The following is a 26874-nucleotide window of genomic DNA, read 5'->3' on the forward strand; positions in this document are numbered from 1 at the left end:
ACGGGTCAGCCGCTTGCCCCCTCTCATGAAGAGACGGAACCGGTCGATGGCGCAACCACCCGCAATAGCACTTCCCAAAGCCAATCCCAGCATGCGTGATATCGGGTTTGCCCTCGGTATCATGGTCATCCTCTGCGTGCTGTTCCTGCCGATCCCGCCGTTCCTCATCGATATGGGCCTGGCCTTCTCGATCGCGCTTTCCGTACTGATCCTGATGGTGGCGCTGTGGATCAAGAAGCCGCTGGAATTCTCGTCCTTCCCGACCATCCTGCTGATCGCCACCATGACGCGTCTGTCGCTGAACATCGCGACGACGCGCGTCATTCTTTCGCACGGCTATGAGGGACATGATGCGGCCGGAGGCGTGATCGCAGGTTTCTCCAGCCTGGTGATGTCCGGCGATTTCGTCATCGGTCTGATCGTCTTCATGATCCTGATCACCATCAATTTCATCGTCATTACCAAAGGCGCAACGCGTATCGCCGAAGTCGGCGCGCGTTTCACCCTCGACGCCATCCCGGGCAAGCAGATGGCGATCGACGCCGATCTGTCGGCCGGCCTGATCGATGAAAAAGAGGCTCAGCGGCGCCGCCGCGAGCTGGAAGAGGAAAGTTCCTTCTTCGGCGCCATGGACGGTGCTTCGAAATTCGTGCGCGGCGATGCCGTCGCCGGCCTGCTCATCACCTGCATCAACGTCTTCGGCGGCATCATTATCGGCTATTTCCGCCACGGCATGCAGATCGGCCAGGCGGCTGACGTCTTCGTCAAGCTTTCGGTCGGTGACGGTCTGGTGTCGCAGATGCCGGCGCTCATCGTCTCGCTCGCTGCCGGCCTTCTCGTTTCGCGCGGCGGCACTGCCGGTTCCACCGACCAGGCCGTTATCAATCAGTTGAGCGGCTATCCGCGCGCGCTCGCCGTCGCCGCGATCCTCATGGGCATCCTCGCCATCATGCCGGGCTTGCCCTTCATTCCCTTCCTCATTCTCGGCGGTCTCATGGCGACCGGCGCCTGGTTCATCCCGCGGCAGATCGAAGCCGAAAACAAGCTTCGCCGCGATGCGGAAGAAAAGAAGGTGATGCAGACGAAGGAAATGGAGAAGGATTCGGTCAAGTCGGTTCTGACGACCTCGGAAATCGAATTGGCGCTCGGCAAGATCGTCTCCACCCGACTGCTCGGCGCGCATCAGGAGCTGGCCTTCCGCGTCGGTAAGATGCGCAAGAAATTCGCGACGCAATACGGCTTCGTCGTACCGGAAATCAAGGTGACCGACGACATCGCCATTGCCGACAAATCCTATCAGATCCGCATCCACGGCACGACGGTCGCCTCCAATATGCTGCGTGTCGGCGAAGTGCTCGTCGTCACCGGTGCCGGCCGCAAGCCGACGGTTCCGGGCGACGAGATCCGCGAACCCGCCTTCGGCATGCCCGCCGTCTCCGTCCTCGAGGCCTTCACCGAGGATTTGAAGCGCGAAGGCTTCCAGCCGATCGACAATGTTTCCGTCGTGCTGACGCATATGAGCGAAGTCATCCGCAACAACCTGCCGGCACTTCTCTCCTATAAGGACGTCAAGATCCTGATCGAGCGTCTCGATCCGGAATACAAGAAGCTCGCTGACGAGATCTGCTCGTCGCATATGTCCTATTCCGGCCTGCAGGCGGTGCTCAAGCTCCTGCTTGCCGAGCGTGTCTCGATCCGCAACCTGCACCTCATTCTCGAAGCCGTTGCCGAACTCGCGCCGCATGTACGCAAAACGGAGCAGATCGTCGAGCATGTGCGCGTGCGCATGGCGCAGCAGCTCTGCGGCGACCTCGCGGACAATGGCGTGCTGCGTGTTCTCCGCCTCGGCAGCAAATGGGATCTCATCTTCCATCAGGCGCTGAAGCGCGACCAGAAGGGCGAGATCGTCGAGTTCGACATCGATCCGCGCAATCTGGAGGAATTCAGCGAGCAGGCGGGCAAAGTTATCCGTGAATACATGGACCGCGGCTTGCCCTTCGTGCTTGTCACGTCACCGGAAACGCGCTCCTATGTGCGCATGATCATCGAACGCCTGTTCGCGACTCTGCCGGTCTTATCGCATGTGGAATTGGCCAAGGGGATCGAGATCAAGATTCTAGGTTCCATTTCATGATAACAGACCCTCAGGGCACCATTCTGGCGTTGTTTCTCGCCTTCTGCCGCATTGGCGGCTGTATCATGGTGCTACCGGGGTTTTCGTCGGGCCGTGTGCCGCAGCAGGTTCGTGTGCTGCTTGCGGCGGCATTGTCGATGGCGATCCTGCCGCTGCTCTGGAACACGATCTATCCGGAAGTGTCCAAAGGCGGTGCTACCTATATCAGCCTGATCTTCACCGAAACGGTGATTGGCCTCATGTATGGCATGATAGCGCGGCTCTATACGCTCGGGCTGCAATTTGCCGGCACGGCCATTTCGATGTTGATCGGTTTCAATGCGCCGGGCGGTATGGACATCATCGAAGAGTCGAACGAGACGTCGCTGACGAGCTTGATCAGCTTTTGCGGCTTGATGATGCTGTTCATCCTGGACTTTCACCATCACGTCCTGCAGGCGCTGGTCGATTCCTATTCGGTCGTGCCTTTCGGCGGCCATGTCGATGCGCGCGCCTCGCTGGTGTCGGTCGCGGATACGCTGGAGGCTACCTTTTTCATCATGCTGCGGCTGACGAGCCCCTTCCTGCTTTACGGCCTGATGTTCCAGATTTCGATCGGCTTCATCAACAAGCTGGCGCCGCAGATACCGATCTATTTCATCTCCACGCCCTATCTTTTGATGGGCGGGCTGTTCATGCTCTATCTCAGTATCGCAGCGATCGTCAGCCAGTTCTCCGGCGCCTTCCTCAGCGTCTTCAACGGGCATTAGCGAGGGTGGGTAGAAGCGATGGCGGAAAAAAGTCGGTCCGAAAAACTGAAGCGCCTTGTCGCCGTGCAGCGTCATCTCGAACGGATAGCGGAGAACGAATTGGCGGATACCACCCGCCAGCGCAACGAAGTCAGCCAGTCGATGGAAAAGCTGATCGATGCGATCAGTTCGGCCGATCCGGTCCATATGGCTTTTTCGGTGCACTATGCCGGACGCTATGGCCGCCTGACGCTCAAGGATCAGCAGCTTGATGGCATCCAGAAGCTGATCGAGACGAAAGTTCTGCAAGAGCGCACCAAGGCGGACCGGTTGGAAGAGCATATGAAGGACGCACGCGAGTTGGAAATACGCGAGGCTGACGACAATGCCGTCTACGACATCATCGATCAGCGTTTCGCCGGCGCAACGCCAGCCTCCAGCAAGGTTCAAAAACCATAATCATCGCGATCTTAGAACAAGATGGCACATCCCCGAATCGCCGCCTTGTTCCGGATTCAAAAGATTAGACGATCTTCATGCGTTCAAATGAACCATGACGCTCTAACCGCTCGATTTCGGCATGACCTTGCTCGATGGCTGCTTCACGCGTCGCAGGATCATGCTTTAGTGAAAGGAAACGTGACGTGGCTATCTCGCCTCCGAGTGATTTGGTCCTGGATGTCGTCAAGGCCGCCAATCCGGCCGACGTTCAGGCAGCCCAGGAAAAGCTCGCGGCCAACAGGGCTGCCTTTGCTGCCACAAGCCTGGCGGAAAACGGCAATGGTTTTGCCTCGACCGTGAGTGCGCTGGACAGCGCCGCAACGAAGGCCGGCCTCAGCAACGCCAACACGCATACGGCGTCGACAAAGGTGCCGCAGGCTTATCACAAGTTCGAAGCGATGGTGCTGCAGAATTTCGTGAAGAACATGCTGCCGAACAGCGAAACGCTCTACGGCAAGGGCTCGGCCGGCGAAATCTGGAAGGGCATGATGGCCGAACAGCTCGGCAACACGCTCGCCAAGAACGGCGGCGTCGGCATTGCCGAGCAAATGTACAAGGAACAGGTCGACAAGATGCGCAACACTGGCGCTGTCAACTCGGCGACCAACGAGAACGACAAGAAGATGGCGCTGAGCGCAATTACCGATTTCCAGCGAAAAACGCTTGCCGCAGCCGAAACCAATGGTGACAGCGATACCACCGTCACCAATCAAGATTCACTGACGTCCAAGAAAGTATGAGCGGGGGAATGGATATGGAAGTGATTTCGAACGACTACCGGATCAAGTCGGTCCTTGGCCGCCTGGAGATGATCATCGATAACGAGAACAACCGGATCGGCACCGATCCGGAATTCGATCTCAAGGTATCGAATGCGCATAAGAGCCGCTGCCTCTACGAATTGTCGATGCTGTTTCGCGATACCAATCCGGCCGAGCTCGCCGTCGCGCATATCGAGCAGTTACATGGGCTGAAGAAGAAGCTGACCTTGAACGCACGTCGCGTCGAAGCCCATCTCGAAGCAGTCCGTGCCGTCGCCGATATCTTGAAGAACGCGGTGCAGAACGCCGATGCCGACGGCACCTATTCGCAGGAGCAGTTCCGCGTTCGTGAGGCCGGATGATCAAGCTTGTCCTCACCGGCCTCTGGGTCTGCGCCGTAACGCTGGCTTCGGTCTATTTTTCGGTGCAGATGGCGACGGCGCCCGCGGTCAATCCAGATGACGCCAAAAAGGCGCAGCAGGAGTTCGTCAAAGGCGAATCGATCAACGTGCCCGTTATCGCCAACGGTCAGGTGGACGGCTATTTCATCACCCGCATCTCCTTCATGATGGAGAAGGGCAAGACGAACCAGCTACAGGTGCCGCTGACGGAATTGACGACGGATGAGCTCTATTCGCTGCTGGTGGGCAATAAGGCGATCGACATCGGCCATACCGCCAGCTTCGATGTCGCCAGTTTCCGCAGCGATATCAAGAAGAATATGAACGAACGTCTCGGCGGCGACTACGTCGCCGACGTTCTTGTCGAACAGCTCGATTACCTTTCGAAGGACGAGATCAACAGCGGCGATGGCGGCGGCAAGAGAACCGTCAAGCCGGTAAAGATCGTCCAGGGCGATGCCGCGCCGGACGCGGAGCCCAAACAGGCGCACTAAATCTATTGACCACGGTGATGGCCGCTCCCCTCATGGAGCGGCCTGTTGCATTTGGCGCCCGAAACAGCATTAACAAATCCCTGCTTCCCTGCCGCAATTCCGATCGATTTTCCTAACGGAAGCTTGACATGGCCTTGCTATAAGCATCCGCAACGATGCGTCCGATGCCACCGAACGGACAGACGGTGGAGGATTTGCGTCAAGAAATTGCCGACGCCGAGCGCTAGAAGCGTTCGCGGCAGGAGGTCTAGGGTGAATCTAGTCGCGAATTTTGCCGTGCTCACGTCGCGTCGAATGATTTTCGACTTGCCGGTCTGCGACCTCGACTGGGAAGACGCGCTGAACTTCATCAACGAGCTGGCGTCCCTTCCGGTCGGCCAGACCGCCATCTCCTTCGTCAATGCCCATAACCTGCTGCTGATGCTGCGCGACGGCGAGTATCGCGATGTGCTGGCGAAAAATCTTGTTCTGCCCGACGGCGTCGGCCTGGATATCGCGTCGCGGGCGGCCCATGGCGTTTCTTTTCCGGCCAATTTGAACGGTACCGATTTCGTGCCGGCTCTGCTGACCTTCATGGAGCGGCCGAAGCGTATCGGTCTGATCGGTGGACGCCCCGATGTCGTTGAAAAAGCCGCGGAAAATTTCCGCAAGCATGCGCCATGGCATGAATTCATCGTCATTGCGGACGGTTATTTCGACAAGGAAGATAGCAGCCCCATTACCGAAGAACTTAGCCGCCAGAACATCGACGTGCTGATTGTCGGCATGGGAACCCCGCTCCAGGAAAAATGGGTCGCCGACCATATCGAACCGCAGCACGCAAGGCTGGTCCTGACGGTCGGCGCGCTGTTCGATTTCGTCTCCGGCACGGTGCCGCGCGCGCCGGCTCTGGTGCGCGCAATGCGCTTCGAATGGATTTACCGACTGATCCAGGAGCCAAGCAGGCTGTGGCGCCGCTATATTCTTGGCGTGCCGCTCTTCTTCTACCAGGTCGTTCGGCACCAGTTCGGCCGTAAGGAGCGTATCCTGCGTGCCAGCGAATCACAGTCTGCGCCTCCGCTGCGGCTTCCTTCGCCCGACAAACTCGCCGGCTGATCTGATTGCGTCCCTGGTCGCGCCGTTGTTAACCTTTTCTTTGCCATGAAAATTTAGAGTGGGTTAACCATCGGCATCGGTCACTGACCTTGCGCGCGAGACAACCCGCCATGTTCGAAAGCAAGGCCAGGACCAGACACCTTCCTGACGATGCGGAAGCCTTCGGCGCCTCCCGCGGCGGCGGGCGGCATGCCCATTTCGATCGCGGTGTAGATGGCTATCTGATCGCCGCCAATCTCCAGCCTGCCGACCGCCAAGCCGCGAGCGATGCGGAACTGCTGGCCCTCATTCAAAAGATGCTGGATGGTGATCCCTATCCGGTCTCCGGGCGAAAAGGCCTTGCTAAGACGGAGGTCGCAGAGGCTCAGCCGCTGCCCAATCGTATCCGTGGTATCCTGGGAGACCGTCTCACCGCCGGCGAAACGATCATGGATCGGCAGCCGGAGCTGATCGCAGATCAGTCGTTGGCGCCATACCACGCCGAAGCCCCCGACATCGACCTTTCGCCTCAGGTGGAACCGCCCGCGGTCGCAGAGGCTGCGCCTCCCTTAAATCGTCGCTGGGTGTTCGGGTCCGGCTCCATTGCTTTTGTCATCGTCGCGGCGCTTGCAGGCGTTGGTCTTCCGACAATGCTGGCGGCTCCGCCGCGTTATACCTCTCATACCGTGTTGCAGCTAAAAGAGCAGGGGGCTGCGCGACAGGCGCTTCTGGATGTCACCGCCAAACGCGCTGCCGCGCCCTCCTTGCTTTCCGATCTCGTCGCCCGCCTGAAGCTCGACCGCGATCCCGAATTCACCGGCGATCGGGCCGGCGCCTTCGGTGTTGCCATGGAATTGCTGTCCGGCAATGGGAATGCCTCCGACGCGCCCTCGCGTGCCCAGTCAGCCCTTCGCAAAGATATTGCCGTCACCACCGATGCACAGAGCGGCACCTTGCATCTCGCCGTGACCACAAGCGATCCGGCAAGATCGGCCGAGATTGCCAACCGTCTCGCCGATGCGACGATCTATGACGCCACCGCTGCACAAGGCGCAGGACTTGCTGGCAGAAGCAACGCGCCTGCCGACAAAAGCCTCAGAGAGCTCGATCGGGCGAAGGCTGCACTGGCCGATTTCAAGGTGCAGTATGGCGACGACAGGATCCAAGCCGCGCTCGATCTTCAGCAGCAGCGCCAGCAGTTGGATGGCGAGATCAAGGCCGCCGAGGCTGCCGTGCAAAGCGCAAGGGCGCGTCTTTCGTCCGCCAAATCCGCGACGCCCGCCAGCGTCACGAGTGGCGCGCTGTCGGGTGCTTTGTCATCTGCCAGTCTCGATGATCTGCGCAGCCGCTATAGCGCCGCCAAAGTCGTCCTATCCCAGCTTTCCACGCAGCTTGGTCCGCGCCATCCCCGCCTGTTGGCACAGCAGGCGACGATCGATGGCCTGACCGCCGATATCCGCAATCAACTGCAGCGCCTGGTCGCAAGTAGCGATGCGGCCTTGAAGGCTGCACTTGAGAACCAAGCGGCGCTTTCCGCGCGGATGACCGCCCTCAGCCAGAAAAGCATCGATGTCGATATGGCCCGCCTGGGGCAGCTTCAGGGCGATGTTGCGGCGCGGCAGAATCGCTACGATGCCGATCTGCAAAACATCGATACGGTTCCGCCGAAAGTCGAGCTTCCGATCGCCGTCATTACCCCTGCCATAGCCGCCAAGGCGCCTCTCGACGACAATCTTGCGGGTCGTCAGACGGCGGGTTTCGTCATGGGCCTCGGTGCGGCGCTTTGCCTCGTCTTCCTGCGCAAATGGATGGGCGGCGGGGTGTTTGCGGAGGATCAGGCAGCCCCGCGCTTTGTTACGCCAGAGCCGGTTTTCAGCGCTGCCGTCGAGCCGGGCGCACTGCCGCCGCGACCAATGCCCGATCTGCCGCGACCGCACTTCGATCCCACCATCCCAGCCGCCAACGATCATCCCATGGTCTCGGAGGAACTGATGCAGATCCAGCGCGAATTGGCGTTGTTGCGCGCAAAAGTCCAGATCTACGCTTCGCGCCGGCAGACGGTGCGGGGCTGATTCCGCCGCCGCTTTTTGCTTGCAATTACCGCTTTCAGACACCATAGGGCGTTGGCAGGCAAATCCGCTGCGCCGATGGCCTGTAGATTGCCGCCGAAACCAAGTCGGGAGATATTCGTGACGACTGTGATCGATGGCAAGCAGGTGGCTGCTTCGGTAATTGATGCGGTGAAGACGGCGACCGCAGCATTGGAAAAGAACACGGGTGTGAAGACCGGCCTTGCAGTGGTCATCGTCGGTGATGATCCGGCGAGCCACACCTATGTCGGCGCCAAAGGCCGTATGGCCAAGGAATGCGGCTTTACCTCCATCCAGCACACGCTGCCGGCCGAGACGACTCAAGGTGAGCTCGCAAAGCTGGTTCAGTCCCTCAACGAGGATGCGTCCATCCATGGCATCCTGGTGCAACTGCCTTTGCCGAAGCACCTGAATGCTGAAGCGATCATCCAGTCGATCCGGCCGGACAAGGATGTCGATGGCCTGCATGTCGTCAATGCCGGCAAGCTGGCGACCGGCGATTTCGCCACCGGGCTGATCTCCTGCACGCCGGCCGGCGCCATGCTGTTGGTGCGCCGCATCCATGGCGAGGATCTGTCGGGTTTGAATGCCGTCGTCATCGGCCGCTCCAACCTGTTCGGCAAGCCGATGGCGCAACTGCTGCTTGCTGCCAATGCGACGGTGACGACGGCGCATTCGCGGACGAAGGACTTGGCCACGGTGGCCCGCGGTGCCGATATCCTGGTGGCGGCCGTCGGCCGGCCGGAAATGGTGAAGGCGGATTGGGTGAAACCGGGTGCAACGGTGATCGATGTCGGCATCAACCGCATCGCCGCACCGGAACGCGGCGAGGGCAGGAGCCGCCTGGTCGGCGATGTCGCCTTTGCCGAGGCGGCGGAAGTTGCGGCCGCCATCACTCCGGTTCCGGGCGGCGTCGGACCGATGACCATTGCCATGCTGATGGCCAATACCGCCATTGCCGCCCACCGTGCCGCCGGCCAGACGCCGCCGAAATTCTGAAGCCGTCGGCGCATAGTTCCGAAACCGATCAAGCGGTTTTCGGGCAGGTTGTGCCAATCAAACCATCTTACTCGGCCGGCGCCACGCCGGTCGAGGCACGCACGATCAGTTCGGCTTTCCAAAGCTCCTGCTCGGGAAATGTCTCGAGCTGCTTGATCTCGCCGATCAACCGTTCGGCAACGCGCACGCCCGCAGCGCGCAGCGACGATCGCGTGGTCGTCAGCGGTACGGTGAAATTCTCCGGTTTCAGCAGCGTCAGCACATCGTCGTGTGCGATCAGCGAAATGTCCTCGCCGAGCTTCAGATTCGCCTGGTTGATGGCGCGCACTGCGCCGAGCGCGAGTACAGTGCTGGAACAGAGGATGGCGGTTGGCCGCTCATTGAGCTGCAGGATGCGCTCCATGGCGAACAGCCCCTGTTCATCGGTCATCGCCGTATGGCTGACATAAGCCTCGTCCAGCGTCAGGCCGCGTTCGGCAAGTGCCGTCACCACTCCCTTTTTGCGCCGGATGGCGAAATCGAGATAGATCGGACCGTTCAGTAGCGCAAAACGCTTGTGGCCAAGCTGCAGCAGCAGCTTTGTGGCATCGTAGAAGGCCGCTTCGTTGTCGATGTCGAGATAGGGGTAGTCCGGCTCCGTCCCAAAGGACCGTCCGTGCACAAGGAAGGGTATGGACAATGATTTCAGCATTTCGAGGCGCGGATCGTGGCCGCGCATATAGGTGATGAACAGGGCGTCGACATTGCCGCTGGCCGCAAGCCGCTTCAGCGCACCGACCTCGTCGTTCGGATCGGCCGGCGTCAGGACGAAATGGAAATCATGCTTCAAGGCCTCCTCGCCGAGGCCGGTCAGGAATTCACTGAAATGCAGGTCGGACGGATGCCCGGCGGCCATCGGCATGACCAGGCCAATCGAGCCGGCCTTGCCGGTCGCCAGCCGTTGCGCGGCTTTGTTCGGGCGATAGCCGGTTTCCCGAACCGCCTTGAGCACTCGCTCGCGGGTTTCGCGGTTGACCTCCGGATATCCGTTCAAAGCACGGCTGACCGTGGTCTGCGACAGGCCTAACATTTGCGATAGCTGCTTCAGATTCACGTGTCTTTGCTCCTCCCTATGCCCATTTCCAGTGGCACAAAGGCCTCCTCCTGCCATGCGCCGGCTTCCAAAGCGCTTTTAACTATGTAGCAGGCGACGCATTCGAAACAAGACAATTTGCGAAATATTGATGTTATTCCATGCTGCATCGCGAGATTTGGGTGTATATTAGCCGAACTCACAAATTCGCTTGACTTTGCTCTACCCGCAATGGAATGAGTGAGTAGCCAAAGCGCTTTGAGAAATGGGCGCGCAACACGCGCAACGTGTTCGGGCTCGTGGATTTGTATTTGGGAGGACAATCACATGAAGAAATTGTTTTTGATGACCGTTGCCGTTGCGGCCCTGGCGGCTGGTACCGCACTGGCTGCAGATTTGAAGTTCCAACCCGGTCAGGATTCCAAGTTCAACTGGAAGAGCTATGACGACTTCAAGGCCGCCCATGCGGACTTGAAGGGTGAAACGATGACGATCTTCGGCCCATGGCGCGGCGAAGACGAGGCGCTATTCACCAGCGTTCTGAATTATTTCACCGAGGCGACAGGCGTCGATGCCAAGTATTCATCCTCGGAAAACTATGAGCAGCAGATCGTTATCGACACCCAAGCCGGCTCGCCTCCGAACGTCGCGATCCTGCCGCAGCCGGGCCTCCTCGCCAACCTTGCCAGCAAGGGCTACCTGACGCCGCTCGGCGATGATCTCTCCAATTGGGTGAAAACCAACTACGGCGCCGGCGATAGCTGGGTTGGCTATGGCACCTATAAGGGCAAGGACGGCAAGGACGCCTTCTACGCCTTCCCCTACAAGGCCGACCTGAAGTCGCTCGTCTGGTACGTACCGGAAAATTTCGAAGAAGCCGGCTATAAGGTCCCCACCACCATGGAAGACCTGTTCAAGCTTTCCGATCAGATCGTCAAGGACGGCGGCACTCCCTGGTGCATCGGTCTCGGTTCGGGCGGCGCCACCGGCTGGCCGGCGACCGACTGGGTCGAAGATCTGATGCTGCGCACCGTGTCGCCGAAGGACTATGACGACTGGGTCGACAACAGCTTGAAATTCAACGACGCCAAGGTCGTTAACGCCATCAATGAATTCGGCAAGTTCGCCAAGAACCCCAAATATGTCGACGGCGGTGTCGCAGCGGTTGCCTCGACCGATTTCCGTGATAGCCCTAAGGGCCTCTTTACGGTTCCGCCCAAGTGCTACATGCACAAGCAGGCATCCTTCATCCCGTCCTTCTTCCCGGAAGGCACGAAGCTCGGCCAGGACGCCGACTTTTTCTACTTCCCGCCCTACGCATCGCATCCGGAACTCGGCAAGCCGGTTCTCGGCGCCGGCACGCTGGCAGCGATCACCAAGGACTCGAAGGCCGCCCGTGCCTTCATCGCCTTCCTGCAGACACCGATCGCCCAGGAAATCTGGATGGCGCAATCGGGCTTCCTGACCCCATATAAGGCCGTCAACACGGCTGCCTATGCCAACGACACGCTGAGGAAGGAAGGCGAAATCCTGACGACCGCCACCACCTTCCGCTTCGACGGTTCCGACCTGATGCCGGGCAAGATCGGCGCAGGTGCATTCTGGACCGGCATGGTGGACTTCGTCGGCGGCAAGTCGGCTCAGGACTCCGCCGACGCAATCCAAAAGGCGTGGGACTCCATCAAGTAATCATAACATCGCAGAAGGGCGCCGCCGGTATTTGCCGGCGCCGCCATTTTCCCCTGTCGCAGCCGACGCCTGAGGGGGGCGGCGGCGCCGGACAGGTGGCTTTATGCAAGCAATTGTTCGGGAGGCAAGGATGATTTCGCAGATACTGACGGCGATCGGAGCCATGATATTCGGCGTTGCCGTTTGCGCCGCCTACTTTCTGTTTTCCAATAAGTTGCTGGAGATAATTTTCCCGGCGAAAGAGGGTGGCGATGTTCACCGCGCCGCAGTCAACCTGCGTCGCCGCGGCCTCATCCGTCCCTGGCTTTTCCTCGGACCGGCGCTTCTCCTCCTCGCCATCTATCTCATGTATCCGGTGGTTGCGACATTCATCCTGTCCTTCTACGGTCCTGACGGCAATCATTTCGTCGGTGGTGCCAATTATGTCTGGGCGTTCAACGACACCGAATTCCGCCAATCGATCTTCAACAACATTCTCTGGCTCGCTGTCGTGCCGGCGGCCTGCACCTTCTTCGGCCTCGTTATCGCCGTCATGACCGACCGCATCTGGTGGGGTAATATCGCCAAGGCGGTGATCTTCATGCCGATGGCGATCTCCTTTGTCGGCGCATCGGTCATCTGGAAATTCATCTACGAATATCGCGGCGGCAACGATGCGCAGATCGGTTTGCTGAATGCCGTCGTGCAGCTCTTCGGGGGCACACCCGAAGTCTGGATCACCATCCCCTTCTGGAACAATTTCTTCCTGATGGTCATGCTGATCTGGATTCAGACTGGCTTCGCGATGGTCATCCTGTCGGCCGCCCTTCGCGGTATTCCGGAGGAGACCATCGAAGCCGCGGTCATCGATGGCGCCAACGGCTGGCAGATATTTTGGAAGATCATGGTGCCGCAGGTCTGGGGCACGATCGCCACGGTCTGGACGACCATCACCATCCTCGTCCTCAAAGTGTTCGATATCGTGCTCACCATGACCAACGGTCAATGGAACACGATGGTCCTTGCAAATCTGATGTTCAATTGGCTGTTCCGTGGCGGCGGCGATTCCGGCCGAAGCGCTGTCATCGCGCTGGTCATCATGGTCGCCGTCACGCCGATCATGATCTGGAATATCCGTCGTGCAAACGCAGAAATGAAGGGTCGCTGACATGATTGGAAATCTCGGTCGCATCGGCCCCGCACGCCTCTTCGTCCATTTCGCGGTTATGCTCATCGTCGTCATCTGGCTGCTGCCGACACTCGGCATCTTCATCACGGCCCTGCGCGACAGGGACCAGATCGTCGTCTCCGGCTGGTGGACGGCCTTCGCCGGCTCGACGCGGACGACGGCCGTGCGCCTTGCCGGCACCGACAAGGCAACGCAGGACGGTCCCAACTACGTGATCGCCGGTAACGTATCCGGCGACGGCAACGACGGTAACGGCAAGATTCAATCCTTCGGCCTGCGCGTGCAGGACCCCGCCGCCTATAAGGCCGGTACGCCGGCGGATATCGGCAATGGCGAGACGCTCACCGTCAATGCCGATGGCAGCTACCGCTATCAGAAGAATGCCGCCTTCGACGCGGATACACGCGGCAAGCGCATCTATCTGACCATCACCACCCCGCCGGAGTTCACTCTGCAGAATTATCGCACCGTTCTGACGGGTGAAGGCATCGGCCAGTCCTTTATCAACTCGCTGACTGTTACCATTCCGGCAACGATCATCCCGATCCTGATCGCGGCTTTCGCGGCCTATGCGCTTGCCTGGATGGACTTCCCTGGCCGCGCACTCCTGATCGCGTTGGTCGTCGGCCTCATCGTCGTGCCGCTGCAGATGTCGCTCATCCCGCTATTGCGCATCTACAATGAGATCGGCCAGATGTTCGGCGTACCGTCGAAAACCTATCCTGGCATCTGGATGGCGCATACCGCCTTCGGCCTGCCGCTCGCCATCTACCTGCTGCGCAATTACATTGCCGGCCTGCCGAAGGAAATCATCGAGTCCGCCCGCGTCGACGGCGCAAGCGACTTCGATATTTTCGTCAAGATCATCCTGCCGCTGTCTTTCCCGGCGCTCGCTTCCTTCGCGATCTTCCAGTTCCTTTGGGTCTGGAACGACCTTCTGATCGCCATGGTGTTCCTCGGCACCGACAGGGATCATCTGGTGCTGACGGCAGCGCTGAACGCCCTGCTCGGCTCGCGCGGCGGCAACTGGGAAATCCTGACGGCTTCCGCCTTCGTCACCATTATTATTCCGCTCCTCGTCTTCTTCGGTCTGCAGCGCTATCTCGTGCGCGGTCTGCTCGCCGGGTCGGTGAAGGGGGGCTGACCGAAGACCTTTCTACTCATACGGGACCTACTCAGAATGAACATTGCCCCTCAATCGATTTCGACGGTTGATAAAGACTGGTGGCGCGGAGCGGTGATCTATCAGATCTATCCGCGCTCCTATCAGGACTCCAACGGCGATGGCATCGGCGACCTGAAGGGGATCGCCGTCCGCCTGCCGCATGTCGCCTCCCTGGGTGTCGACGCGATCTGGATTTCGCCGTTCTTCACCTCGCCCATGCGTGATTTCGGCTACGACGTCTCCAACTATGAGGATGTCGATCCCATCTTCGGTACGCTGGCCGATTTCGATGTGATGGTGGCTGAAGCGCATCGCTTGGGCATCAAGGTGATGATCGATCTGGTGCTGTCGCACAGTTCCGACCGCCATCCCTGGTTCGTCGAAAGTCGTTCGAGCAAGGACAATCCCAAGGCGGATTGGTATGTCTGGGCCGACGCTAAACCGGATGGCACACCGCCCAACAATTGGTTGTCGATCTTCGGCGGTTCCGCCTGGGCCTGGGATCCGACCCGCATGCAATATTACATGCACAACTTCCTGATCTCGCAACCCGACCTGAATCTGCACAATCCCGAGGTTCAGGACCGGCTGCTGGATGTCGTGCGTTTTTGGCTCGACCGCGGCGTCGACGGCTTCCGCCTCGACACCATCAACTTCTATTTCCATGACCAGAAACTGCGTGACAATCCCGCGCTGGAGCCGTCACGCCGCAATGCTTCCACCGCGCCGGCGGTCAATCCCTATAATTTCCAGGAGCATATCTACGACAAGAACCGTCCGGAGAATCTGAAGTTCCTGCAGCGTTTCCGAGCCGTGCTCGACGAATATCCGGCGATTGCCGCAGTCGGCGAAGTCGGCGATAGCCAGCGCGGCCTCGAGATCGTCGGCGAATATACCTCCGGCGGCGACAAGATGCACATGTGCTACGCCTTCGAGTTCCTGGCACCGGACCCGCTGTCGCCGGAGCGCGTCGAAGATGTCATGAAGGATTTTGCCGCTGCCGCGCCCGAAGGCTGGGCCTGCTGGGCATTTTCAAACCATGACGTGGCGCGCCATGTCAGCCGCTGGGGAAGCCTGGTTGCCGATCGGGACGCGCTTGCCAAGCAATATGCGGCCTTGCTGCTGACACTGCGCGGCTCGGTTTGCCTCTATCAGGGCGAAGAGCTTGGTCTGACGGAAGCCGATCTCGCCTACCAGGATCTGCAGGATCCCTACGGCATTCAGTTCTGGCCGGAATTCAAGGGCCGCGACGGCTGCCGCACGCCGATGGTCTGGGAGAGCCAGGTTACCCAGGGCGGTTTCTCGACGGTGAAGCCTTGGCTTCCGGTGCCCGTAGAGCATATCCTGCGCGCTGTCAGCGTGCAGAATGGAGATGAGCATTCCGTGCTGGAGCAATATCGCCGCTTCCTCGCCTTCCGCAAGCAGCACCCGGCCTTCGCCAAGGGCGAGATTGCGTTTGCGGAGCCGCAGGGCGACGTGCTGCTTTATACGCGTCACTATGGCAGCGAAACCATTCTCTGCATGTTCAACATGAGCGCGACGGAGGCGACGGCAAGCCTGCCCGAGGGGAGTTGGCAGGCCCTTGCCGGCCACGGTTTTGCAAGCAACAATTACGGCAACAAGATCGATATTCCGGCCTGGGGCGCTTACTTCGCGCGTCTCGCCTGAGTGTTTGGGAGGAGGAGAGCATAGATGACAGGGCTTGTTCTGAAGGACATCCGAAAATCATACGGGAATGTGCATGTTCTGCATGGCATCGATCTGGATATCCAAGAGGGCGAGTTCATCGTCTTCGTCGGTCCGTCCGGATGCGGCAAATCCACATTGCTGCGCATGATCGCCGGACTTGAGAGCATCACCTCCGGCGACATGCTCATCGCCGGGCAAAAGGTCAATGAAGTGCCACCGTCGCGGCGCGGCATTGCAATGGTTTTCCAGTCCTATGCTCTCTATCCGCACATGACGGTCTTCGACAACATGGCCTTCGGCATGCGAATCGCTGGGGAAAGCAAGCAGGAGATCGACCGCCGTGTTCGCGCCGCGGCGGCGAGCCTTCAGCTTACGCAATATCTCGAGCGTCTCCCAAAGGCCCTCTCGGGTGGTCAGCGCCAGCGTGTTGCAATCGGCCGCGCCATCTGCCGTAACCCGAAGGTCTTTCTGTTCGACGAGCCGCTATCGAACCTCGACGCCGCGCTGCGCGTGGCGACGCGTATCGAGATCGCCAAGCTCAGCGACTCCATGCCCGAGACGACGATGATCTACGTCACCCACGATCAGGTGGAAGCCATGACATTGGCGGACCGCATCGTCGTATTGTCGGCTGGTCGCGTGGAGCAGGTAGGCGCGCCGCTCGAGCTTTATGAGCATCCGGCCAACCTCTTCGTGGCGAAGTTTATCGGCTCGCCGGCCATGAACATCTTCCCGGCGACGGTCACCGGAACCGGCGCGACGACGACGGTGACGCTGACGGGCGGCAAGATGGTGACGCTCGACATTGCAACGGCGGCATCCGAGCAAGGCAAGACCGCAAGCTTCGGCGTTCGTCCGGAAGATTTGCGGATCGCGACCGACGAGAACTACCTCTTCGAAGGCGAGGTCTCCATCGTGGAAGCCCTCGGCGAAGTCACTCAACTTTATATCGAGGGCCTGGTGGACGGTGAGCCGATCATCGTCAAGATACCCGGCATCGCTGATGTTAAGCGCGGGCAGAAGATGCGCTTTGCGGCCGATAGGCAGAAGCTGCATCTCTTCGATGCTGAAGGCCACACCTATCGCAAGCAATAAGGCATCCTCCCAAGGGTGCGGGAGCGCTAGTCCAAGTGTAGAAATACAACAAAATGCAACTTGATCTAGCGCTTCCAAACCTTCTGTTAAATACCCGCTGGTAGCCTGAGCTTCGTAATATACTTCAGGGATTTACGACAATGGCAGCTTCCGGCACGGCTCACCCAGGCCAACATTTCCTCAACAAGGAAGAGTCCTTCATGTATGACCGCGAGGTGCGGTACAGGATGGAGGACACGATGAACGCCGCGCGGATCGAATATACCGAAAAAGGCGTCATGAACCTGGCCTCGCGCCGCTGCGATATCATCCGCATCTCGCAGAGCAGCGCGATCCTCGCGATCCTCACCCAGTACAATCTGCCGAAGCAGTTCTATCTCGATATCCCCGATGCCCGCATCACCAAGGTCGGTTGCATGCTGATGAAGGTTTTCCCCAACAACACCATCGAGGTACGTTTCCTGCGCCTGCTATCGGAGAAGGAAATGAACAAAATCTTCGTCTACAGCACCCATCCGTCGCATCGCGACCGCGTGCTCGACATCCGCGCTTAGAGCAGAAAAGCGTTTCGCGGAATCGCTTTCCTGCTCTATCCCTTCGTTTTGACGCATTCCGGACGGAAAACCGCGGCGCACTTTTCCTGGAAGTGCTCGAATTTCGACCGAAGCAAAGAAGAGCCCCGCGCGGCAGATGCTGCACGGGGCTCTTCTTTGGGCTGTTATCGTCTCAATGATGGAACAGGACGCTGGCGCCCTGATCGGCCGGGCCGGCGCCGTGGCGGAAGGTGGCAAAGAGCTCACGGCCCATGCCGAATTCATTCTCGGACAGGTCGATGACGACCGGATCGCGTTCGGCCATGTCGGCGGCGTCGACCAGCACCTCCAGCGTGCCGGCAATCGCGTCGATGCGGATGATGTCGCCATCCTTGATGCGAGCGATCGGGCCGCCGTCGACGGCCTCCGGTGTGACGTGGATCGCGGCCGGGACCTTGCCCGACGCGCCGGACATGCGCCCGTCGGTCAGAAGTGCCACGCGGAAGCCGCGGTCCTGCAGCACGCCGAGCGCAGGCGTCAGCTTGTGCAGCTCCGGCATGCCGTTCGCCTTCGGGCCTTGGAAGCGGACGACGGCCACGAAATCGCGGTTCAGCTTGCCGTCCTTGAAGGCTTGTTGCACTTCAAGCTGATCGTGGAAGATGATGGCGGGCGCCTCGATGACATGGCGCTCCGGCTTGACGGCGGAAATCTTGATCACCGCCTTGCCGATATTGCCGCGCAGCATCTTCAGGCCACCATTGGCGTGGAATGGCGCGTCGACCCCTGCCAGCACTTTGGGATCGCCGCTCTTTTCCGGCGCCGGCTCGCGGACGACACCACCATCGGCACCGATCTTCACCTCGACCGAATAGGCCGAAAGTCCCTGGCCGGCAACGGTGCGGACATCGTCGTGCAGCAGGCCCTTCTTCAAGAGCTCCTTGATCAGAAAGCCCATGCCGCCGGCGGCGTGGAAATGGTTCACGTCGGCAAGCCCGTTCGGATAGACGCGGGCAAGCAGCGGGATGATGTCCGAAAGCTCGGAAATGTCCTGCCAGGTGAGGACGATGCCGGCTGCGCGCGCCATGGCGACGAGGTGCATCGTATGATTGGTCGAGCCGCCGGTCGCATGCAGGCCGACGACGCCGTTGACGATCGAACGTTCGTCGATCATCTCGCCGGCAGGCGTGAATTCATTGCCCAAGGCGGTAATGGCGAGCGCGCGCTTGGTGGCCTCGCGCGTCAGCGCTTCACGCAGCGGCGTGCCTGGATTGATGAAGGAGGCGCCGGGCATATGGAAGCCCATGATCTCCATCAGCATCTGGTTGGAGTTCGCCGTGCCGTAGAAGGTGCAGGTGCCGGGGCCGTGATAGGACTTCGATTCCGCTTCCAGCAGCTCGGCGCGGCCGACCTTGCCCTCGGCATAGAGCTGGCGCACGCGCGACTTCTCGTCATTCGGCAGGCCCGAGGTCATCGGCCCGGCCGGAATGAACACGGCCGGCAGATGGCCGAAGGAGAGCGCGGCGATGACAAGGCCGGGCACGATCTTGTCGCAGACGCCGAGGAAGACGGCCGCGTCGAACATATTGTGCGACAGGCCGACGCCGGCCGACATGGCGATCAGATCGCGCGAGAAGAGCGACAGCTCCATGCCGGGCTGGCCCTGCGTGACGCCGTCGCACATGGCCGGCACGCCGCCGGCAACCTGAGCGATGCCGCCTGCCTCTGCAGCCGCCTCGCGAATGATCGCAGGATAGGTCTCGAACGGCTGATGTGCCGAGAGCATGTCGTTATAGGACGTGATGATCCCGAGATTGGGCACGCGGTCGCCCGCAAGCGCATCCTTCTCGGAGGGGGAACAGACGGCAAAGCCATGCGCGAGATTGGCGCAGCCGAGCACGGAGCGTTGCGCGCCCACTGTTGCGGCATTGCGCAGGCGGTCCAGATAGCGCTCGCGTGTCGGCTTCGAGCGCTCGATGATGCGTGTGGTGATCGCGGAAATGCGGGCGTCAGCGGCCATGGTCGATCTGCCTCCGTCTGTTCTGCGCGGTGCCCGGAAGATCACTTTGATCTGTCTTGGTAGAGGGCGTAGCGCGAGGTTCAAAAGTCAATGCTTTGCCGGTGCGCCCTTGCGGGCGCATGGCGCAGCACATGTTGCTGTGTCTCTCAGGGGTTCGATGACGAGGCCTGTCGGCCGTATCAGGGAGCCCAATAAATCTCGACCAGAGAAGCGGCCCGGCGCAGAACGGCGCGGATGGGCATCTCGGTCTCTTCGCCCGGCGCTTCCGCTTTGGCGAGAACGCCTTTCTTGCCTTCTCCCTCGATATGGAGCACCAGCAATCGGGCATCCTGAAGGCTGGAGAAGGTGAAGGTCAGCCGGGCTTCGCCGGCTCCTTCGGCTTCCATCGTAATGATGCCACGCGGGCTTTTCGCATCGAGCGCCGCTGTCAGATTGCTCCCGCCCGGAAAGAACGAGGCCGTGTGGCCGTCATTGCCCATGCCGAGGATGGCGACGTCAAAGGGAAAACCGATGCACTTGGTCTTTTCCGTGGCGATGACGGCGGCCTCGTCGACGGAAGGTACGTCCTGATAGAGCGGAAAGAACTGTGCCGATGCGGCCTTGTCCTTCAGCAGGTTTTCCTGGACGAGCAGGTGGTTCGAGCGCGGATTGTCAGCCGGCACGAACCGTTCGTCGACAAGGGTGATCGTCACCTTGCTCCAATCGAGCGAACGTGATGACAGCGTCTGGAAGAAGATCTTCGGCGTCGAACCGCCGGAGACCGCGATGCTTGCAGAGCCGCGAGCGGCGATGGCAGCCGAGAGAACCTCGACCACCTTATCCGCGAGCTTGCCGGCGAGTTCGGCGCCATTGGCGAAAGCATGCATGTTCGCTGTCATCGTTGTCGCCCCGCTTTAGATATCGTCGTGCCAGGTGCGGCCGTCACGCTCGATCAGCGCGATGGCCTGGCTCGGTCCCCAAGTGCCGGCGGTATAAGCCTGTACCGGCTGACTTGTGGCTTCCCAGCCCTTGAGGATCGGATCGACCCACTCCCATGCGGCTTCCACTTCGTCGCGGCGCATGAACAGCGTCTGGTTGGAACGGACGACGTCCATCAGCAGGCGTTCGTACGCATCCGGATTGCGGACGTTGAAGGCCGAAGCGAAGCTCATATCGAGCGAGACGTTGCGCAGGCGCATGCCGCCCGGACCCGGGTCCTTGATCATCAGCGACTGCTTGACGCCTTCGTCCGGCTGCAAGCGGATGATCAACTGATTGGCGACGATGCGGCCGGCGGCCTGATCGAAAATGTTGTGCGGGATCGGTTTGAAGGTGATGACGATCTCCGACATGCGACCGGCAAGGCGCTTGCCGGTGCGGATGTAGAAGGGAACGCCGGCCCAGCGCCAGTTGCCGATTTCGGCCTTGATGGCGACGAAAGTCTCGGTGTTGGAAACGCCGCCTTCCAGCTCGTCGAGATAGCCCTTGACCGGACCGCCTGCGGAAGCGCCGGCGCGATACTGGCCGCGAACGGTCGCCTGTTCGACATTGGAAGCATCGATCGGCTTCAGGGCGCGCAGAACTTTCAGCTTTTCATCGCGAACGGCTTCGGAGTCCATCGAGGACGGAATTTCCATCGCGGTCAAGCAGAGGAGCTGCAAGATGTGGTTCTGCACCATGTCGCGCAGCGCGCCGGCCGTGTCGTAATAGCCGGCGCGGCCTTCCAGACCGACCGATTCCGCAACTGTGATCTGCACATGATCGATGTGGTTGGCGTTCCATAGCGGCTCATAAAGCGCGTTGGCAAAGCGCAGCGCCATCAGGTTCTGCACCGTTTCCTTGCCGAGATAGTGGTCGATGCGGAAGATTTGCTCTTCCTTGAAGACCCTGCCGATCGAGTCGTTGAGCTGCAGGGCGGAGGCGAGATCGCGACCGATCGGCTTTTCGACGACGATACGGGTCTGCTTGGTAATCAGCTTGTGATCGTAGATCTTCTGCGAGATATCGCCGAAAATGCCGGGAGCGACCGCAAGATAGAAAGCGCGGACGCGATCCTTGCCTTCATCCAGGAGCTTCTTGAGGTGATCCCAGCCAGCATCGCTGCGCGCATCGACCGGCACGTAGAACAGGCGCGCGCAGAATTTCTTCACTTCCGCTTCGTCGTATTCGCCCTTTTTCAGGTGCTCTTTCAGCGCGGCTTCGGCGAATTTGCGGTATTCTTCATGCGACAGCGCGCTCCGCGATGCGCCGATGATACGAGTCGGCTCGGAAAATTGACCTTCGATTTGGCGGTGATAAAGGGCGGGCAGCAGTTTGCGCTCAGCAAGATCGCCGCTGCCGCCGAAAACGACATAGTCAAATGGTTCAACGGGAATGATTTGGCTGCTCATGAGGTATCTCTCAATCGGTCTTGGTTAAGGCCCCTTTTAATCTAATCGATTTAAAAAGGCCAGTGTGCATCGCAAAATTCAGAGTCGGCTTTTAGAGCGGATTGCCGGAAGAGGAAATCCGCTCCGTATCTAAAACCTGTCGCGCAACGCAAACCACGAGAGCGCCAGGAACAGCAGAGGTGCCCGCATTCGGGCGCCGCCGGGAAAAGGCGGGATGTTCAACGCCTTGAAAAGCGCAAGGTCGTCGGCGTTCCCGAGAACCGTTTTCGCATAGAGTTTACCGCAATAATTTGACAGCATGACCCCATGTCCGGAATAGCCGCCGATCGACGTGACCCCCGGCATGACTTCGCGCACGAAAGGCTGGCGCGGCATGGTGATGCCGACAGATCCACCCCAGGCATGGGTTATGTTGATATTGCCGAGATCAGGATAGATTTCGGCGATCTGACGGCGGATGTGCTGCGTTATGTCGCGCGGGTTATCGGCGGTATAGGCCTCACGTCCGCCGAACAGCAGGCGTCCATCCTTCGACTTGCGGAAATAACGAACTACGAATCGCGAATCCGCCACCGCTTCGCCGCCGGGCAGTATATTGGGAAATGCTTCGAGCGGTTCGGTAGCGCCGATGAAAGAGCGGATCGGCATCACATGGCTCGCGGTTGCCGGCTCCAGATTGCCGATATAGCCGTTGCAGGCAATCAACACGCGGTCGGCGGTGATGGTGCCACTGTCGGTTTCGATCAGGGTCTTGCCGCCGGATTGCCGGATTGCCTTGGCCGGCGTCATTTCGAAGAGCGAAGCACCGGCCGCCTGGGCTACTCGCGCGAGACCTATCAGCAGCTTCAGCGGATGGATGTGACCCGTGCCCATATCCCTGATGCCATAGAGATAGCGCTTGGAGCCGAGCCGCTCCTGCGTTTCCGCCTGATCCATGAAGCTCACATGCGGATAGCCGTAGCGCGTCGCGGCGATTTCGGCGTTCTCCATATAGGCGCGCTTGTAGCTGCCCTTGTGCGTGACATTCATCTGGCCGGGCATGAAATCGATGTCGATGCCATGCTCGGCGGCAAAATCGAGAAGATGGCGCTTGGCGTCCTCGGCAAGATCGAACAATGCCTTTGAGCGCTCGTAGCCGATCTTCTCTTCCAGTTCCTCCGGCCAGGAGCGTTGGCCGGTGCCGAGCTGGCCGCCATTGCGGCCGGATGCACCGTCGCCGAAGCGGTTGGCATCGATCAGCACCACGTCGACGCCACCCTTGGCAAGATTATAGGCCGCCTGCAGGCCGGTATAGCCGCCGCCGATAATCGCAACGTCGGCCCGGCGGGAACCGTCGAGCTTCGGATAGGCCGGGCGAGGGCCGACGGTTGCCTGATACCAGGAAAGCCCAGGTGCTATCGGGCTCTGCCATGCTTCCTGCAATGTCATCGGCGCCCCCTCACACGTTAAGCAGAAGGAATTCCCGCTCCCAGGGGCTGATCACCTGCATGAAGGTTTCGAATTCGCCGCGCTTGACGCCGACATAGAGGTCGATGAAGTCCTTGCCCAGGACCTCTTCGAAAGCCGGTTCGTCTTCCAGCAGCGCAATGGCTTCGAGAAGCCCGCGCGGCAGGTCGATCGAACCTTCATTGGCCGAATCCTCGGTCGGCGCGGTAGGCTCCACTTTCTTCATGATGCCGAGCAGGCCGGAGGCGAGGGAGGCCGCGAGCGCCAGGTAGGGATTGGCGTCCGAGCTCGGCAACCGGTTCTCGACGCGGCGAGCCTGCGGATCGGAGACCGGCACCCGGAAGGCCGTGGTGCGGTTGTCGTAGCCCCAGGCGTTATTGACCGGGCAGGACATGTTCGGCGCCAGGCGTCGGTAGGAGTTCACGTAGGGCGCAAGCATCGCCAGCGCATTCGGCACGTAACGCTGCATGCCGCCGATGAAGTGGAAGAATTCCAGCGAAGGACTGCCGTCCGGATTGGTGAAAACATTCTTGCCGGTGACGATATTGACCACCGACTGATGGATATGCATCGCCGAGCCCGGCTGGCTCTGGATCGGCTTGGCCATGAAGGTGGCGTAGATGCCGTGCTTCATCGCCGCTTCGCGAATGGTACGCTTGAACAGGAACACCTGGTCGGCAAGCTCGATCGGATCGCCATGGCGCAGGTTGATTTCGAGCTGCGCGGGACCCTCTTCATGGATCAGCGTGTCGATCTCCAGGCCCTGCTTCTCCGAGAAATGATAGATGTCATCGATCAGTTCGTCGAATTCGTTGATGCCGGCAATCGAATACCCCTGGCCGCCCAGGATCGAGCGCCCCGAACGGCCCTTCGGCGGATGCAGCGGATAGTCCGGATCGTCGTTCTTGGCGACGAGATAGAATTCGATCTCCGGCGCCACGACCGGCTTCCAGCCGCGGTCGCGATAAAGCCCCATGATGCGCTTCAATACGTTGCGCGGTGTGTAGGAGACTTCCTCGCCATCGGAATTGACGATGTCGCAGATCACTTGCGCGGTCGGATCGCTTTCCCAAGGTACGACGGAGAGTGTCGAAAGATCGGGCACCAGCTTCAGGTCGCTGTCGCGCGGCTCGTAGCGGAAGCTTTCGGTCTCTTCCGGATACTCGCCGGAAATCGTGTGACGATAGATCGCCGAGGGCAGGGCAAGCGAGGTATTGGAGGTGAATTTCGAGGTGGGCATCATCTTGCCTCGCGGCACGCCCGCAAGGTCGGGCGTGATGCATTCTATGTCTTCGATCCCGCGCGCCCGCAGCCATTGAGCCGCTTCCTTCCAATTTGCCACCCCACGGGCCGATCGTAAGCTTGGGGGAACTGTTGCGACTTTCGAGACCGGCAAGGAAGCTTTCAGCGGGGTCTTTTTCGCGGCCATAAAACACCGTATTTGCGTTGATCGGTGATTGCATCATAACGGCAGTTTGCCAATTGGCGAGGGGGAAAACCGCTAGGACTTTCGCCATATGATGGAAAAACGACGATGCGACGCAGCAATGGGTAAAGGAATGAAACGTGGCCGGCAGATATGATGTGATCGTTCTCGGCGCAGGTGCCGCAGGCATGATGTGCGCCATCCGCGCCGGCCAGCGCGGGCGCTCCGTCGCGGTGCTCGACCATGCCGCCGCGCCCGGCGAGAAGATCCGGATTTCCGGCGGCGGCCGCTGCAATTTCACCAACATTCATGCCGGCCCGAAGAACTTTCTCTCCGCCAATCCGCATTTCGCCAAGTCGGCACTAGCGCGCTTCACGCCAAGGGATTTCCTCACCATGGTCGAAAGCCATGGCATCGCCTGGCATGAAAAGACGCTCGGTCAGCTCTTCTGCGACAACAGCGCCAAAGACATCATCCGCATGCTGACCGACGAGATGCGGGCGGCCGGCGTGGAACTGCGGCTGCGTACCGAAATCGCCGCCATCGACCCGGTTGCCGGCGGGGGCTACCGGGTCGCCACGTCGGAGGGTGCCTTGGAGACCACTTCTCTGGTCGTCGCCACTGGCGGCAAGTCGATCCCGAAAATGGGAGCCACCGGCTTTGCCTATCGCATCGCCGAGCAATTCGGCCTGCCGCTCGTCGAGACCCGCCCCGGCCTCGTGCCGCTGACTCTCGATCCCCAGCTTCTTCAGCGCCTGGCGCCACTTGCCGGCATTGCCGCACCTGCCGAAATCCGCCATGGCAAGACAGCATTTCGCGAAGCCCTACTTTTCACTCATCGCGGCTTGAGCGGTCCGGCAATCCTGCAGATTTCCTCCTACTGGCGGGAGGGCGACGAGATCACCGTCGCGATCGAGCCCGATATCGACATTTTCATCACCTTGAAAACCGCTCGGCAAGCCAATGGCCGGCAATCGGCGCAGACGGCCCTGGCAGAAATATTGCCGAAGCGGCTGGCGCAGCATTTCGCCGAGGGAGAGGGCATGTCGGGCAATATGGCCGATCAGCCCGACAAACGCCTGCAGCAACTGGCCGCCGCGGTCCAAGCCTGGCCGGTCAAGCCGTCGGGTTCCGAAGGATATCGAACGGCGGAAGTCACGCTTGGCGGCCTCGATACCGCTTGCCTCGATTCGAAGACGATGCAGGTGAAAACCATCCCCGGCCTCTTTTTCATCGGCGAATGCGTCGACGTTACCGGCTGGCTCGGAGGCTATAATTTTCAGTGGGCCTGGGCCTCGGGTCATGTCGCGGGCGAAGCGGCTTGAAGCACCGATTTGGAAGCATCTCCCACAGTGATGCTCCCGAAGTAGAGCTGCCGGGCAAAGAATCTTACGCCTTTCGGACAAGTATTCGCAGGGTGCGACAATTGCGGTTAGGCTCTGGTTCCGGCGTTTTCCTTTCCTACATCTTTATTGTCCACATTGGCAGTTGCCGGAACGACCTTTTGCCGGTTATCGTGTCAGTGCGAAAATGGGATTTAGGCTCATGAACAGAAAACAAAGTCGCGCTCGCGCCATTGCAATTGCTCAAACCCGTGACAATGCCAAGTTGGTGGCCATCCGGCTGCTGATGCTGGCGACCGGCGCCACGGCTGCCTGCATTGCTTACCTCGCGGTGCGCAGCTTCTGATATCATCGGCCTGTTCGGCTTCGGTCGCCGTCTTCCCGGCGGCCGTCATGTGTGCATACGCCCTATATCCTCTCGGCTGAAGCCTCGCATCCCTGCATTTCAAGGCTTTCTCGGGCTATCAGAAGCCCTGCGGCTCCTTGCCGCCGCGCCTTATCCGAAAATTAATTAATCGAACTCACAATCCGCAAAGATTTTCTGGGGCGTGCTTCTACAACGTAGAGCCGAAGCAATGATTGCCTCCCGACATGGTTGGGACCCCGCCTGCGAAAAATTTTAGGATTGATGATTATGTATCCGGTCAGCGCCGTGGCGGCGTCGGCAGGGTGAGTGCGGT

At 60.0% G+C, this 26874-nt stretch carries 23 protein-coding genes; 17 read left to right on the top strand and 6 right to left on the bottom strand.

What is annotated here, in order from left to right:
• Positions 1 to 46 precede the first annotated feature (46 nt).
• From flhA to folD, 9 genes are all read left to right on the top strand, one after another.
• Positions 47 to 2134 (top strand): flagellar biosynthesis protein FlhA, encoded by a 2088-nt coding sequence (gene flhA / locus QA646_RS01255; RefSeq protein WP_283057134.1) that lies wholly within the window; start codon positions 47 to 49, stop codon positions 2132 to 2134.
• On the top strand, positions 2131 to 2883 hold the full coding sequence (fliR, locus tag QA646_RS01260) for a flagellar biosynthetic protein FliR (protein WP_283057135.1): 753 nt from the start codon (positions 2131 to 2133) through the stop codon (positions 2881 to 2883). Before flhA ends, fliR begins: the two co-directional genes overlap by 4 nt.
• 18 nt (positions 2884 to 2901) lie before the next feature.
• Positions 2902 to 3321: a hypothetical protein gene (locus tag QA646_RS01265; protein WP_283057136.1), complete on the top strand. Its 420-nt coding sequence runs from the start codon at positions 2902 to 2904 to the stop codon at positions 3319 to 3321.
• A 185-nt stretch (positions 3322 to 3506) separates the two neighbouring features.
• Positions 3507 to 4103, top strand: coding sequence for a rod-binding protein (locus QA646_RS01270; RefSeq protein WP_283057137.1), 597 nt, complete (start codon positions 3507 to 3509; stop codon positions 4101 to 4103).
• A gap of 14 nt (positions 4104 to 4117) precedes the next feature.
• Positions 4118 to 4486 carry a hypothetical protein gene (locus QA646_RS01275; protein WP_283057138.1) on the top strand — a complete coding sequence of 123 codons (369 nt, stop codon included), beginning with the start codon at positions 4118 to 4120 and terminating at the stop codon, positions 4484 to 4486.
• On the top strand, positions 4483 to 5019 hold the full coding sequence (locus QA646_RS01280) for a hypothetical protein (RefSeq protein WP_283057139.1): 537 nt from the start codon (positions 4483 to 4485) through the stop codon (positions 5017 to 5019). The genes QA646_RS01275 and QA646_RS01280 overlap by 4 nt, the downstream gene beginning before the upstream one ends.
• Positions 5020 to 5271: 252 nt before the next feature.
• A complete protein-coding gene (locus QA646_RS01285) occupies positions 5272 to 6114 on the top strand; it encodes a WecB/TagA/CpsF family glycosyltransferase (RefSeq protein ID WP_283057140.1) in 843 nt (280 codons plus the stop codon).
• A 110-nt stretch (positions 6115 to 6224) separates the two neighbouring features.
• Positions 6225 to 8165 carry a succinoglycan biosynthesis protein exop gene (locus QA646_RS01290; RefSeq protein ID WP_283057141.1) on the top strand — a complete coding sequence of 647 codons (1941 nt, stop codon included), beginning with the start codon at positions 6225 to 6227 and terminating at the stop codon, positions 8163 to 8165.
• Between the two features lie 117 nt (positions 8166 to 8282).
• Positions 8283 to 9182: a bifunctional methylenetetrahydrofolate dehydrogenase/methenyltetrahydrofolate cyclohydrolase FolD gene (gene folD, locus QA646_RS01295; RefSeq protein WP_283057142.1), complete on the top strand. Its 900-nt coding sequence runs from the start codon at positions 8283 to 8285 to the stop codon at positions 9180 to 9182.
• Positions 9183 to 9249: 67 nt separating this feature from the next.
• Here folD and QA646_RS01300 read toward each other — a convergent pair whose 3' ends face one another.
• Entirely contained in the window at positions 9250 to 10275 is a 1026-nt protein-coding gene (locus QA646_RS01300) for a substrate-binding domain-containing protein (RefSeq protein WP_283057143.1), read from the bottom strand.
• 306 nt (positions 10276 to 10581) lie between these two features.
• Between QA646_RS01300 and QA646_RS01305 the strand changes: the two genes are divergently transcribed.
• The 6 genes from QA646_RS01305 (at position 10582) to QA646_RS01330 (ending at position 17614) form a co-directional block, all read left to right on the top strand.
• Positions 10582 to 11943: an ABC transporter substrate-binding protein gene (locus QA646_RS01305; RefSeq protein ID WP_283057144.1), complete on the top strand. Its 1362-nt coding sequence runs from the start codon at positions 10582 to 10584 to the stop codon at positions 11941 to 11943.
• 130 nt (positions 11944 to 12073) lie between these two features.
• A complete protein-coding gene (locus QA646_RS01310) occupies positions 12074 to 13090 on the top strand; it encodes a sugar ABC transporter permease (RefSeq protein WP_283057145.1) in 1017 nt (338 codons plus the stop codon).
• Position 13091: 1 nt separating this feature from the next.
• Positions 13092 to 14255: an ABC transporter permease subunit gene (locus tag QA646_RS01315; protein WP_283057146.1), complete on the top strand. Its 1164-nt coding sequence runs from the start codon at positions 13092 to 13094 to the stop codon at positions 14253 to 14255.
• A 36-nt stretch (positions 14256 to 14291) separates the two neighbouring features.
• A complete protein-coding gene (locus QA646_RS01320; protein ID WP_283057147.1) occupies positions 14292 to 15944 on the top strand; it encodes an alpha-glucosidase in 1653 nt (550 codons plus the stop codon).
• Between the two features lie 24 nt (positions 15945 to 15968).
• Positions 15969 to 17060, top strand: a complete 1092-nt coding sequence (gene ugpC, locus QA646_RS01325; protein WP_283057148.1) for a sn-glycerol-3-phosphate ABC transporter ATP-binding protein UgpC — start codon at positions 15969 to 15971, stop codon at positions 17058 to 17060.
• A gap of 140 nt (positions 17061 to 17200) precedes the next feature.
• Positions 17201 to 17614: a hypothetical protein gene (locus QA646_RS01330; protein ID WP_283057149.1), complete on the top strand. Its 414-nt coding sequence runs from the start codon at positions 17201 to 17203 to the stop codon at positions 17612 to 17614.
• Between the two features lie 172 nt (positions 17615 to 17786).
• On the opposite strand, the gene edd is transcribed toward QA646_RS01330, so the two are convergent.
• From edd to QA646_RS01355, 5 genes are all read right to left on the bottom strand, one after another.
• A complete protein-coding gene (edd, locus tag QA646_RS01335; protein ID WP_283057150.1) occupies positions 17787 to 19610 on the bottom strand; it encodes a phosphogluconate dehydratase in 1824 nt (607 codons plus the stop codon).
• A gap of 179 nt (positions 19611 to 19789) precedes the next feature.
• On the bottom strand, positions 19790 to 20488 hold the full coding sequence (gene pgl, locus QA646_RS01340) for a 6-phosphogluconolactonase (RefSeq protein ID WP_283057151.1): 699 nt from the start codon (positions 20486 to 20488) through the stop codon (positions 19790 to 19792).
• 15 nt (positions 20489 to 20503) lie between these two features.
• The gene (gene zwf, locus QA646_RS01345; RefSeq protein ID WP_283057152.1) at positions 20504 to 21979 is read right to left on the bottom strand and encodes a glucose-6-phosphate dehydrogenase; all 1476 of its coding nucleotides are present in this window, start codon (positions 21977 to 21979) and stop codon (positions 20504 to 20506) included.
• A 129-nt stretch (positions 21980 to 22108) separates the two neighbouring features.
• Positions 22109 to 23407, bottom strand: a complete 1299-nt coding sequence (locus tag QA646_RS01350) for an FAD-binding oxidoreductase (protein WP_283057153.1) — start codon at positions 23405 to 23407, stop codon at positions 22109 to 22111.
• A 10-nt stretch (positions 23408 to 23417) separates the two neighbouring features.
• A complete protein-coding gene (locus QA646_RS01355) occupies positions 23418 to 24854 on the bottom strand; it encodes a glutamine synthetase family protein (RefSeq protein ID WP_283057154.1) in 1437 nt (478 codons plus the stop codon).
• Between the two features lie 185 nt (positions 24855 to 25039).
• On the opposite strand from QA646_RS01355, the gene QA646_RS01360 reads away from it, so the two are divergent.
• Both QA646_RS01360 and QA646_RS01365 read left to right on the top strand, forming a co-directional pair.
• Positions 25040 to 26176 (top strand): NAD(P)/FAD-dependent oxidoreductase, encoded by a 1137-nt coding sequence (locus tag QA646_RS01360; protein WP_283058932.1) that lies wholly within the window; start codon positions 25040 to 25042, stop codon positions 26174 to 26176.
• A gap of 220 nt (positions 26177 to 26396) precedes the next feature.
• Positions 26397 to 26540 (top strand): hypothetical protein, encoded by a 144-nt coding sequence (locus tag QA646_RS01365; RefSeq protein WP_283057155.1) that lies wholly within the window; start codon positions 26397 to 26399, stop codon positions 26538 to 26540.
• Positions 26541 to 26874 lie beyond the last annotated feature (334 nt).

This window comes from Rhizobium sp. CB3090 (assembly GCF_029714285.1).
In the GTDB taxonomy this organism is placed as follows: domain Bacteria; phylum Pseudomonadota; class Alphaproteobacteria; order Rhizobiales; family Rhizobiaceae; genus Rhizobium.

Bases quoted from the DNA above. Each gene is read 5' to 3' on its own strand.
- pgl (WP_283057151.1), bottom strand. From the start codon at position 20,488: ATGACAGCGAACATGCATGCTTTCGCCAATGGCGCCGAACTCGCCGGC.
- QA646_RS01365 (WP_283057155.1), top strand. From the start codon at position 26,397: ATGAACAGAAAACAAAGTCGCGCTCGCGCCATTGCAATTGCTCAAACC.
- QA646_RS01305 (WP_283057144.1), top strand. From the start codon at position 10,582: ATGAAGAAATTGTTTTTGATGACCGTTGCCGTTGCGGCCCTGGCGGCT.
- fliR (WP_283057135.1), top strand. From the start codon at position 2,131: ATGATAACAGACCCTCAGGGCACCATTCTGGCGTTGTTTCTCGCCTTC.
- QA646_RS01320 (WP_283057147.1), top strand. From the start codon at position 14,292: ATGAACATTGCCCCTCAATCGATTTCGACGGTTGATAAAGACTGGTGG.
- flhA (WP_283057134.1), top strand. From the start codon at position 47: ATGGCGCAACCACCCGCAATAGCACTTCCCAAAGCCAATCCCAGCATG.
- QA646_RS01290 (WP_283057141.1), top strand. From the start codon at position 6,225: ATGTTCGAAAGCAAGGCCAGGACCAGACACCTTCCTGACGATGCGGAA.
- QA646_RS01315 (WP_283057146.1), top strand. From the start codon at position 13,092: ATGATTGGAAATCTCGGTCGCATCGGCCCCGCACGCCTCTTCGTCCAT.
- QA646_RS01265 (WP_283057136.1), top strand. From the start codon at position 2,902: ATGGCGGAAAAAAGTCGGTCCGAAAAACTGAAGCGCCTTGTCGCCGTG.
- QA646_RS01330 (WP_283057149.1), top strand. From the start codon at position 17,201: ATGGCAGCTTCCGGCACGGCTCACCCAGGCCAACATTTCCTCAACAAG.
- zwf (WP_283057152.1), bottom strand. From the start codon at position 21,979: ATGAGCAGCCAAATCATTCCCGTTGAACCATTTGACTATGTCGTTTTC.
- QA646_RS01350 (WP_283057153.1), bottom strand. From the start codon at position 23,407: ATGACATTGCAGGAAGCATGGCAGAGCCCGATAGCACCTGGGCTTTCC.
- edd (WP_283057150.1), bottom strand. From the start codon at position 19,610: ATGGCCGCTGACGCCCGCATTTCCGCGATCACCACACGCATCATCGAG.
- QA646_RS01355 (WP_283057154.1), bottom strand. From the start codon at position 24,854: ATGGCCGCGAAAAAGACCCCGCTGAAAGCTTCCTTGCCGGTCTCGAAA.
- QA646_RS01280 (WP_283057139.1), top strand. From the start codon at position 4,483: ATGATCAAGCTTGTCCTCACCGGCCTCTGGGTCTGCGCCGTAACGCTG.
- QA646_RS01310 (WP_283057145.1), top strand. From the start codon at position 12,074: ATGATTTCGCAGATACTGACGGCGATCGGAGCCATGATATTCGGCGTT.
- QA646_RS01275 (WP_283057138.1), top strand. From the start codon at position 4,118: ATGGAAGTGATTTCGAACGACTACCGGATCAAGTCGGTCCTTGGCCGC.
- QA646_RS01360 (WP_283058932.1), top strand. From the start codon at position 25,040: ATGATGTGCGCCATCCGCGCCGGCCAGCGCGGGCGCTCCGTCGCGGTG.
- ugpC (WP_283057148.1), top strand. From the start codon at position 15,969: ATGACAGGGCTTGTTCTGAAGGACATCCGAAAATCATACGGGAATGTG.